This is a genomic window from Pseudoalteromonas sp. TB64 (assembly GCF_000498095.1).
Taxonomy (GTDB): domain Bacteria; phylum Pseudomonadota; class Gammaproteobacteria; order Enterobacterales; family Alteromonadaceae; genus Pseudoalteromonas.
On sequence record NZ_AUTQ01000224.1, the window covers coordinates 1 to 7,137 of the forward strand.

The following is a 7,137-nucleotide window of genomic DNA, read 5'->3' on the forward strand; positions in this document are numbered from 1 at the left end:
TTTAGGAGGATTGAGAACCAAGAAGTCGGAGGTTCACTCTTACAAGATACGTCCTGCGCTCACCACTTTCATAAACAAGCCGACATTAAGTCGGTTTTTTTGTGCCTAAAATAAAGTGAAGTGTAGAGTTTAGGAGGATTGAGAACCAAGAAGTCGGAGGTTCACTCTTACAAGATACGTCCTGCGCTCACCACTTTCATAAACAAGCCGACATTAAGTCGGTTTTTTTGTGCCTAAAATAAAGTGAAGTGTAGAGTTTAGGAGGATTGAGAACCAAGAAGTCGGAGGTTCACTCTTACAAGATACGTCCTGCGCTCACCACTTTCATAAACAAGCCGATATTAAGTCGGTTTTTTTGTGCCTGAAATAAAGTGAAGCTGACAGATTGCTATCCTGTAGATACCAAGCTTATTCATCCGTTGTAGACGCTGAGCTTGCTCGCGTGAGAAGCGCCAGCTTCTAATCACTTACCACCGATATAACTGATACTTTATTTACGAGCGTTGCTCGTCGCGTCAGCAAGCTGTACGCCTACAAGTAAAACCAGCTCTAATCTTTAATTTAAACTCCGAGCTTATTCATTCGTTGTAGACGCTGAGCTTGCTCGCGTGAGAAGCGGTAGCTTCTAATTATTTACTACCGATATAACTGATACTTTATTCACGAGCGTTGCTCGTCGCGTCAGCAAGCTATACGCCTACAAGTAAAACCAGCTCTAATCCTTTAAATCTAAACTCCGAGTTTATTTATCCGTTGTAGACGCTGAGCTTGCTCGCGTGAGAAGCGCCAGCTTCTAATCACTTACCACCAATATAACTGATACTTTATTTACGAGCGTTGCTCGTCGCGTCAGTAAGCTGTAAGCCTACAAGTAAAACCAGCGCTAATCTTTAATTTAAACTCCGAGCTTATTCATCCGTTGTAGACGCTGAGCTTGCTCGCGTGAGAAGCGCCAGCTTCTAATTACTTACCACCGATATAACTGATACTTTATTTACGAGCGTTGCTCGTCGCGTCAGCAAGCTGTACGCCTACAAATAAAACCAGCTCTAATCTTTAATTTAAACTTCGAGCTTATTCATTCGTGTAGACGCTGAGCTTGCTCGCGTGAGGAGCGCCAGCTTCTAATCATTATATCTACTCAAGCCTACTTAACCCCTTTCTAAAGCTGCTCTTTAATATTACCTATGTTACTTTAAACGTCTTGTTGAAAAGGATATTGCAGTATGTTTAAAACCCTATTTATTACGTTTTTTTTTATTATTAGCGCTATTTTTATTTCCAGCGCACAAGCCAACGAGGCTAATAACTCACTTGTTGTAGGTGCGCAGCAATATGCTAAATATTTACCGCAGTTAAAAAATAAACGCGTAGGGCTGGTAGTTAATCAAACATCAACGGTAGGGCAGACTCACTTAGTAGATGCTCTGCTGACTAAAAACATAAACATAACTAAAATTTTTGCACCTGAGCATGGCTTTAGAGGCGATCACGATGCAGGCGCCCATGTAAAAAATGCCGTTGATAGCAAAACCGGTATTCCGCTTATTTCTATTTACGGTAAAAATAAAAAACCAAGCCAAGCTGCTTTAGTCGATGTTGATGTCATTATTTTTGACATTCAAGATGTGGGAGTGCGCTTTTATACCTATATAAGCTCTATGCACTACATGATGGAAGCCGCAGCAGAGCAGGGGATAGAATTTTTAGTACTCGACAGACCCAACCCAAATATTGCTTACGTTGACGGACCAATATTAGAGCCAGAATTTAAATCGTTTGTAGGCATGCACCCAATTCCTGTGTTACACGGTATGACCGTTGGCGAACTTGCCAAAATGATCAAAGGCGAGAGCTGGATCAATAAAGCGCCCTATTTAAAATTAACCGTGATCCCTGTTGATCATTACACTCGCAAAAGTACTTACAGCTTGCCTGCAAAACCAAGCCCTAACTTACCTAACGATCAAGCCATTGCGCTTTATCCGTCGCTTTGCTTTTTTGAGGCAACGCCTATCAGTATTGGCAGAGGTACCGACTTTGCGTTTCAAGTAATTGGCTATTCGCCAGTTGCATTAGGTGATTTTAATTTTACACCGCGCGCAATTAAAGGCGCTGCTTTAAACCCTAAATTTAAAAACCAAACCGTGCAAGGGCTCGATTTAAGACAAGTAAACATCACAGGTCTAAATTTAACTTACTTAATAAATGCGTACACGGAGCTTAGTAAAAATAACATCTCATTTTTTGAGCGTGCTGACTTTATGGATAAACTAGCGGGTACTAATAAACTACGCTTAGCTATTGAAGCAGGGCAATCAGAATCGCAAATAAAACAAAGCTGGCAGGCGGGGCTTTCGCAATTTAAAGCGCAAAGAGCGCCTTACTTGTTATATAAATAAGGGCTGCCCATGTTTATTGCTTTAAAACTACAAAGTATTGGTTATATTAAAAAAATATTTATAGTGGCTTTGAGTTTTATTGTTGTGGGCTGTAGTACACCACCGGAGCCTATTAGCTCGCTGCAACTGCTTACCAAAAGCCAACTTTTAGAGCTGCCTAATGCACAAGTGGTCGTTACGTTTCCCGAGGTAAATCCAAGCAGTCGGTTTTATGTAAATAACCGAGGAACGTTTAAAGCTTACAAAGGACGCGGTCAATTATTGATACAAAACCGCAACGCACAAAGCGCCGATATTTACATTAATAATCAAAAGCTCGACGTTAACCAACTGAGCGCAAACACTTTATACAATTACAGTTTGGCAAAAAATACTCATAATGGTGTTAATACATTTAAAGTTGAAAATATTCTCCCTGTTGGCGCAAGTTTAACGTTACGTTTTGCATTTCCTACTTTAAACGATGAGCCAATAAAGCATATAGATTTTAGTGAAGTAGATGAATTAATTGAGCGTGATGTAAAAACGGGTTTTCCTGGGGCTGTACTGGCTGNTTGTTAAAAATGGTGAACTAATAAAATTAACCGCCTATGGCGATGCAAAGCAATATCAGCAAAGTGATTTAATGTTACTTCGACCAGAGCCAATGCAAACTAATACCTTGTTTGATCTTGCCTCAAACACCAAAATATTTGCCACCAACTTTGCACTTATGAAATTAGTAAGCGAAGGGTTATTGAATATTAATAAACCCGTGCAAAGCTACTTAAGCGAATATAAAGGTGAAGGGCGAACTGAGCGTACAATAAAAGATTTACTCACTCACAGCGCCGGATACCCACCAGTATTTGACTTTCATCGCAAAGATGGTCGTTATGGTGAAGCGTTTTATTCTCAAAATAGCAAAACCACCAAACAGCTATTACTTACCAGCGTACCTTTTAGTAATAAATCATCTGGGCAGCATGTTTATTCAGATATTGATTACATGATTTTAGGCGTGCTGATTGAGCGCATTACTGGGCAGCCTCTTGACGAATACCTAGAGCAGCAAGTTTATGCGCCATTAAAACTAACTAACACGTTATTTAATCCACTTAAAAAAGGCTTTAAGCATAATCAATTTGCAGCCACCGAGCTTAGCGGTAACACGCGAGACGGGCGCATTAAGTTTGATAATATTCGCACCGGTGTTTTACAAGGGCAAGTACATGACGAGCGCGCTTACTACTCACTTGATGGCGTAGCAGGGCATGCGGGATTATTTAGTAATGCCCACGACTTAGCCGTGCTTTGTCAGCTATTATTAAATAGCGGTGGTTACGGCGACCAACAATTATTTAGTGCCAGTGCCTTAGCACAATTTTTAACGCCTCAAAGCAGCGATGAAACCTACGGGCTTGGCTTTAGGCTTGCTGGTAACAACCAAGCGAGGCGTTGGCACTTTGGTCCTTATGCGAGCGCGCAAGCATACGGGCACACAGGTTGGACGGGGACAGTAACCGTAATCGACCCCGCTTACGATTTGGCTATTGTTTTACTTACTAATGCTCGCCATAGCGCAATTAAAGGTTCGCAAAAACGTTACGAATTTACAGGTAAACAATTCGAAACCGCACAGTACGGATCGGTAGTGTCGCTTATTTATGAGGCGTTACTAAATCAATAAGCTATCGTATAGGTTAAAACGTGCTAACTGTGCCACCTTAAGTGATTTATTTACAGGTGACTTGAGTAAGGCAATCCATTAAGCTAAGCGGTCTATAAAACTAAGCCGGTTTATGTTGTTAGGCTTAACAAATAAGCGTTAAAGCGCGTACAAAGCGAGTATCACTCGCTGATAATTAAGGTTAACTTTTTATGCATTGGTATTCTATTTTACCGCCGTTGATAGCGATTGCTATCGTGTTTTGGCGAAAAGAAGTAATTATGGCGCTACTTGTTGCTGTTGCTTCTTCTGAGTTTTTACTCGCCTTTCAGGGCGAAGGTAATAGCTTGTTTGACACTTTTTTAAATACCATTGAACGTATTATTTCGGTTGCAAGCTCGCCAGGTAATACACGCATATTAATATTTAGTATTTTAATTGGTGCACTGCTTGCCTATATTCGTGAATCTGGCGGCGTTGCAGCAACTGTTAATATGCTAATGAATAAAGGCATTGCAAAAAGTAAGCGCCAAGTAGGCTTTTTAACCATGTTTACCGGCATTGCAGTATTTATAGAATCTAACCTGAGCGTACTTACCTCCGGTATTTTATCGCGTGGCTTATTCGACAAATTTAAAATGAGCCGAGCGCGTCTAGCTTACATTATTGACAGCACCAGTGCGCCAGTGTGTATTTTAATACTACTTAATGGCTGGGGCGCATTTGTACTTGGTTTGTTAGGTAACTACGAGCTAGGTGAGTCGGCTGTATCGGTATTGTGGGGCAGCGTAGGGTATAACTTTTACGCCATAATTACCCTTGCCATTGTTTTTTACACAATCGCGTTTGATAAAGTGCACGGTCCAATGAAAGAAGCCGAAGAAAAACTAGAGCTTCAAACAACCGACTTAAAAGATGATATAAAAGCCTCTAAAGCGCGTTACATGTTAATCCCGCTTATTACGCTAATTACCAGCATGGTTGGTTTTATGTATTACACCGGTAATGGTGTACTTGCCGAGGGTAGCGGTTCTAAATCAGTATTGTACGCAACAGTTTTAGCCATTGTTGTAGCTTACTTTTTAATGATTGGCTCACGTAAATTTACGCACCATCAATTAGTTGATACCGGTTTTAAAGGTATGGGCGAATTAATGCCGCTAGTCGCCATTGTGCTGCTTTCGCTTACACTCGGTGCAAGCCTTAAAGAGCTTGGCACTGGCGTATTTGTAGCATCACTTGTTGGCGACTACTTACCTATTTACTTAATCGTACCGGTGCTGTTTCTAACTGGCGCGGTAATGTCGTTTACTACAGGTACATCGTGGGGTACGTTTGCTATATTAATCCCAATCGGTGTGCCACTTATTCAAGCGCTAGGTTTACCGCCGTCGCTTGTTGTTGGTGCTATTTTGGGTGGTGGTATATTTGGCGATCACTGCTCGCCTATATCCGACACCAGCGCCGTATCNCGGCTATTGCATCGGGGTGTGATTTACTCACACACGTTAAAACGCAGCTACCGTATGCCTTATTTGGTGGTGGTCTTACATTTGTAGCCTACTTAGTTACAAGCATAATTGTTTTGTAAGAGCGTACTATAGAAGTAATGCTTTAATAAACGAGCAATAATAATTACCTAAAAGCCTGCAACTATGCAGGCTTTTTAATGCGTTATAATCTTCCACTAAATATCAGTAATACTTTGAAGAATATTACGTTTGTAAAATTGTTTAGTATTTAATATCAATTTATATAAGTTGAATAAAAAACAATCCAAACATTTGTTTTTAGATATTAATATTATTAACCAACATGATATAATTTTGACCATAAAATGATTAATAAGGATATTTTAGTGGATATAATTATCGGGCAACACGCACTTAAGAAAAAATCTCAATTAATGCAACTTTCTGAACGTGCAATTGGTAAAGCCTTTAAAGATCAAGCTGCTTTAGCAATACAAATGACACAATGTAGCGCAGCTGTTTATCGTCGATTACAAAGAACTTATAAATCAAATATAACACCAAGAGATCAAAAGCGTGTTAAAGCGGGTGGTTTGAGTACTGAATCAGTTAAATTTTCTACAAGTAATAATAGCCAAAAATCTTTTAATAGCTTACTTCCTGCAATGCGAGGAAGAGCAGCTCCTACAAACACTTCAAAAACGTCAAACGATGTTGCAATTGCTTCTAATCAACCACAAGCTGTTAATTTACTCGCTTTATTACATCCTGTAATAAGTGGCGACATAATGAAAACAGGTAATAGTGTTGAAAAAACAGCGACTATATTAGGGTTAGTAACAACAACTGCAGGCTTTATAGTTCCAGGCGGTGGAGCTGTATCATCAATTGTTGGCTGGATTGGAAGTGGTGCTACTTATTCTGGTTTTTCAATGTCGAGAATTCGCTCTGATGCGCCAGACCGAGCTTACCATCAGCTAACAAATTATATTACATGGCTAGCTGCTTGGAATAAAAAAGCGTGTGAATTAATTGATATAGCAGATCCAAACGGACAATGGAATTTTCGAGATATTGAGCATGGATTTTCATAAAATCAGACTGTAAATAGCGTTTTAAAAGAACGCGTATGATGCGCTAAAGCACGTTATACCTTTTATTATTGCTTACAGTTATTGAAAAGCCTGCTTAATTGCAGGCTTTTTGTTTTAAAAATAAATAAAGCTAAGCTAAGTTGAGCTAAGTTGAGCTAAGTTGAGCTAAGTAATATTAAATCCAACGATTATCTAACTTCCATTTAAACTATCTAAATATAGACTTAAGTACCCATATTTATATTTTTTAGGTTATTGTATAGCAAGCGCTTTAAGCTTTTTAATAGCTGGCAACTCTACTTTTTAACTTATATAAGGCTGTAAACCCACACTATGTTTGTAATTGATAATATCATTCTTGTAAGTGCTATTTTGATTTTACTCGGAGTAATATCGAGTAAATTATCTGCACGCGTTGGCTTGCCTGTGCTGGTGCTATTTTTACTTGTAGGAATGCTCGCAGGTGAAGATGGTATAGCAGGTATTTCATTCGATAACGCAGAGGCAGCGCATGCTCTGGG

2 protein-coding genes and 3 pseudogenes are annotated in these 7,137 nt (G+C 39.7%); all 5 read left to right on the plus strand.

Annotated features, from left to right (window positions below; genetic code table 11):
- The first annotated feature begins 1,226 nt into the window (after positions 1–1,226).
- Complete coding sequence (locus L647_RS0118840) at positions 1,227–2,402, plus strand: DUF1343 domain-containing protein (protein WP_024612414.1); 1,176 nt, start codon at positions 1,227–1,229, stop codon at positions 2,400–2,402.
- 9 nt (positions 2,403–2,411) lie between these two features.
- A pseudogene (gene pbp4b / locus L647_RS01000000124575) lies at positions 2,412–4,071 on the plus strand (penicillin binding protein PBP4B).
- A gap of 191 nt (positions 4,072–4,262) precedes the next feature.
- Positions 4,263–5,641: pseudogene (locus L647_RS01000000124580) on the plus strand (Na+/H+ antiporter NhaC family protein).
- A gap of 267 nt (positions 5,642–5,908) precedes the next feature.
- Complete coding sequence (locus L647_RS0118855; protein ID WP_024612415.1) at positions 5,909–6,616, plus strand: hypothetical protein; 708 nt, start codon at positions 5,909–5,911, stop codon at positions 6,614–6,616.
- 333 nt (positions 6,617–6,949) lie between these two features.
- A pseudogene (locus tag L647_RS01000000124585) lies at positions 6,950–7,137 on the plus strand (potassium/proton antiporter); the annotation flags it as partial.